Annotated in this window: 4 protein-coding genes; all 4 read left to right on the plus strand. The window is 70.6% G+C overall.

All coding sequences use genetic code 11. The annotated features are described in order from the left end of the window. Nucleotides 1-161 precede the first annotated feature (161 nt). Nucleotides 162-1,052 carry a LytTR family DNA-binding domain-containing protein gene (locus FUT87_RS23075; RefSeq protein WP_147242523.1) on the plus strand — a complete coding sequence of 297 codons (891 nt, stop codon included), beginning with the start codon at nucleotides 162-164 and terminating at the stop codon, nucleotides 1,050-1,052. Nucleotides 1,053-1,116: 64 nt separating this feature from the next. After that, a complete protein-coding gene (locus tag FUT87_RS23080) occupies nucleotides 1,117-2,274 on the plus strand; it encodes an ABC transporter permease (protein ID WP_147242524.1) in 1,158 nt (385 codons plus the stop codon). Then, the gene (locus FUT87_RS23085; RefSeq protein WP_091722684.1) at nucleotides 2,271-3,137 is read left to right on the plus strand and encodes an ABC transporter ATP-binding protein; all 867 of its coding nucleotides are present in this window, start codon (nucleotides 2,271-2,273) and stop codon (nucleotides 3,135-3,137) included. The genes FUT87_RS23080 and FUT87_RS23085 overlap by 4 nt, the downstream gene beginning before the upstream one ends. A gap of 54 nt (nucleotides 3,138-3,191) precedes the next feature. Beyond that, nucleotides 3,192-4,154 (plus strand): MlaD family protein, encoded by a 963-nt coding sequence (locus FUT87_RS23090; RefSeq protein ID WP_147242525.1) that lies wholly within the window; start codon nucleotides 3,192-3,194, stop codon nucleotides 4,152-4,154. The last annotated feature ends 68 nt before the right edge of the window (nucleotides 4,155-4,222 follow it).

Raw genomic sequence — 4,222 nt, forward strand, 5'->3', positions numbered from 1 at the left:
GGGGGAGGGCGGGGATGGGGTGTTCATGGCGGCCAGCATCGGTGCCGGGGCCGGGCGCGGCGTCGGAATGTGACGAGCCGCCCCCGCGCGGTGACGATCCGCCCCGTCCCAGGGGCGGCGATCGGCCGCCACCGCGCCGCGCCCGCCTACACTGCGCCGCCATGACCGAGGACAAGTGGCTGCGGCTGTACCTGACCCATCGGCGCTGGATGGAGCGCGGCGCCTGGGCCTTGCTGCTGCTCGGCTCCGCGATCGCCAACACGATCACCACCAACCTCGACATTCGCCGCGCCGGTCTCGCCTTCAAGGCGTGGGAGCCGGCGGTCTGGGAGTTCTCCAGCGCCATCCTCTGGCTGATCCTGATTCCCTGGATCCTGCGCGCCGCCGACACCCGGCCGCTGCGCTGGGGCCAGCTGCGCCGCCATCTGCCATGGCACCTGCTGTTCGCGCTGATCACCAGCCTGGCGCATGTCCTGGGCATGGTGACGCTGCGCAAACTGGCCTATGCGACGCAGGACGCGCATTACGACTTCGGCGACTGGCCGCTCGAGCTGGTCTACGAGGCCCTCAAGGACGTGCGCAGCTATGCCTTCATCCTGCTGATCGCCAGCGCCTACCGCTTGTTCGTCTGGCGCTGGCAGGGGGAAGCGAGCGTGCCAGTCCCCGCCCCCGACAGCGGGCCCGCACCGGCGCCCAGCAGCGAGCCCGCGGCTGCGCCCGCCGCGCTGCCCGAGCGCCTGCTGGTGAAGAAGCTCGGCAACGAATTCCTGTTGCCGGTGGACGAGATCGAGTGGGTGCAGGCCTGCGGCAACTACATCAACCTGCATCGCCAGTCCCACGACTATCCGCTGCGCAGCAGCCTGGGCGCGTTCGAGCAGCGCCTCGATCCGGCGGTGTTCGTGCGGGTCCATCGCAGCTACCTGGTGCGGCTGCGGCTGATCGAGGCCATCGAGCCCACCGAGTCCGGCGATGCCCACCTGCGCCTGCGTGACGGCAGCCGCGTGCCCTGCAGCCGCACCTATCTGGAGCGGCTGCGGCAGCGTCTTGTCTGACTGGGCGATCTCCTGTCCGCCGAGTTCACCGGACCGCCCCCCGCGCGGCTATGCTCTGACCCCAATGGACGCCCCCCTGGATTCCCCCGACGCCGCCGACCCGTCGCCGCGCCTGCTGCGCGAGCCCGGTGAAGGCGGCCGCGTGCGGGCGCGGCTGGAGGGCGACTGGACGCTGCTCGCGCTGCGCGAGCGGGTCGAGGCGCTGCGGGGCGAGCTCGGCGAGGTGCCGACCGCGAACGTCTCCTGGGACCTGAGCGCGGTGCGGCGGCTCGATTCGACCGGCGCGCTGCTGCTGTGGCAGGCCTGGGGACGGCGCCAGCCCGAGGACCTGCGATGGCCGCCAGCGCCGATGAAGGACATGTTCCAGGCGCTGTTCGCGCGCCTGGGCAGCAAGCAGGGCAAGCCGGCGCGACCGCCGCGGATCCAGAACGTCCGCCAGTTCGGGCAAGGCCTGCTGAACCTGGCGAGCCACCTGCTCGACGCGGTCGCGCTGCTGGGGCAGGTGACCCGCGACCTGGGCACGCTGGCGCGCCATCCCCACCTGATCGCGTGGAAGGACATCTCCGCGCACCTGTACCGCAGCGGCGCGCAGGCGCTGGGCATCACGGCGCTGGTGGGCGTGCTGGTGGGCATCACGCTGTCCTACCTGACCGCCAAGCAGCTGCAGAGCTATGGCGCCGACATCTACGTCATCAACATCCTGGGCATCAGCGTCTGGCGCGAGCTCGGACCGCTGCTGGCGGCCATCCTGGTGGCCGGGCGCAGCGGCTCGGCGATGACCGCGCAGCTGGGTGTGATGCGGGTGACGCAGGAGCTGGACGCGCTGTCGGTGATGGGCATCTCCCACACGATCCGGCTGGTGCTGCCCAAGATGGCGGCGCTGGCACTGTCCTTGCCCCTGGTGATGACCTGGACCAGTTGCATGGTGCTGCTGGGCGGCATGGTGGCCGCGCGGGCGACGCTGGGCCTGGACTACGTGCAGTTCCTGCAGGGCCTGCCGGCCGCGGTGCCGGTGGCCAACCTGTGGCTGGGGCTGTCCAAGTCCGCGGTGTTCGGGCTGATGATCGCGTTCGTCGCCTGCCACTTCGGCCTGCGGATCAAGCCCAACAGCGAAAGCCTGGGGACCGGCACCACCGATTCGGTGGTGAGCGCGATCACCGTGGTCATCATCGTGGACGCGATCTTCGCGGTGATGTTCTCCGACGTGGGACTGAAGCAATGAACGAGTGCATCGAACCCGGTCCGGCCGAAGCGGTCGACGCGCTGGAGGTCCAGGCCGGCGATCCCGTGATCGAGGTGCGCCATGTGGGCACGGTGCTCGGCGGCGTGCGCATCCACAAGGACCTGAACCTGACCGTCACGGCCGGCGAGGTGCTGGGCATCATCGGCGGCTCGGGCAGCGGCAAGACCACGCTGCTGCGCCTGATGCTGGGCCTGGAGCGCCCCAGCGAGGGCGAGGTGCTGGTCTTCGGCCAGAAGCTGGGCAAGTGCGAGGCGACCGACCTGGCGCGGGTACGGCACCGCTGGGGCGTGCTGTTCCAGCAGGGCGCGCTGTTCTCCGCGCTGACCGTGTTCGACAACATCGCGCTGCCGCTGCGCGAGCTCAAGAGCCTGCCCAAGGACCTGATCGCGGAGCTGGTGATGACCAAGCTCCAGCAGGTCGGCCTGAAGCCGGAGGACGGCATCAAGATGCCGGCCGAGCTCTCGGGCGGCATGGTCAAGCGGGTGTCGCTGGCGCGCTCGCTGATCATGGATCCGCAGCTGCTGTTCCTGGACGAGCCGACCGCGGGCCTGGACCCGGCGAGCTCCAAGGGCTTCGTGCAGCTGATCGAGAGCCTCAAGCGCGAGATGGCGCTGACGGTGGTGATGGTCACCCACGACGTGGACACGCTGTTCGCGATCGCCGACCGCGTGGCGGTGCTCGCGGACCAGCACCTGATCGCGCACGGGCCGCTGGAGCAGGTGGTGAACCAGCCGCATCCGTTCATCCGCAACTTCTTCCTCGGGCATGCGGAGCGCTGCGCCGCGGACAACCTGCGCAGCTACCGCGACGCGCTGCATCACCGGGACGAGCTGGCCGCCTGAACGCGGGGGCGGTGGGCTTCACCAGGACAACGACAAGAGGATTCGGGCGGGCACATGGAAAACAAGGCGCATGCATTGGCCACCGGGCTGTTCGTGCTGCTGCTGGGCGCGGCGCTGGTGGTGATCGTGCTGTGGTTCCGCGGCGACCGCGGCGGCACGCAGACCTTCACCGTGGTCGCCGCCTCCGGCGTGCCGGGGCTCAACGTCAAGGCGCCGGTGAAGCTGCGCGGCGTGCAGATCGGCAAGGTGGATTCGATCCGCTTCGACCCGGCGCAGCCGCGCCAGATCCTTGTCGACATCGAGGTGGACTCGGACGCGCCGATCGCGCCGGGCACGCAGGCCAAGCTCGGTTACCAGGGCATCACCGGGCTGTCCTTCATCGACCTGGACGACGGCAGGGAGCCGGCGGATCCCCGGCAGAGCGTGCTGCAGACGCGGCGCATCCCGCTGGCGCCCGGTTTCCTCGACCAGCTGCAGGACGTCGGCCCGAAGCTGGCGGCCAGCGCGCTTGCGACCATGGACCGGATCCAGAAGGTGCTCAGCGACAGCAACCAGCAGCAGCTGTCGCAGACGCTGGCCCACCTGAACGAGGCCTCGGGCGAGCTCAACGCGCTGGTCAGGGAACTGCGCCCGACCGCGCAGGCGCTGCCCGCGCTGGTGAAGAACACCGACGGCTTGGTGGTCGCCGGGCGCAACACCCTGGGCAACGTGGACACGCTCGCGAAGCAGGGCGGCGCGCTGGTCGAGGAATACAAGGGCAAGGCCGTCGCGATCGACCAACTGGGCGATGCGGCCGCGCAGCTGCAGCGCACGCTCCGGCGCGTGGAGCTGTCGCTGGTCGGCTCGGCGGACAAGCCGCGCCAGCGCGCGGTGCTGGACGACCTGTCGCAGGCCGCGCGGGCCCTGGAGCGCGCGGCGCAGAACATCGGCGACCAGCCGCAAAGCCTGATCCTCGGGCCCCGGCCCGCGGAACCCGGCCCCGGCGAATCCGGCTTCGAGGCGGGAGCGAAGAAATGATCGAACGCGAAGAACTTCCCCGCACCGGCGGCGTGCGCCGCGCCTGGACGATCGGCGCCGCCGCGCTG

It is taken from the genome of Mitsuaria sp. TWR114 (genome assembly GCF_007997345.1).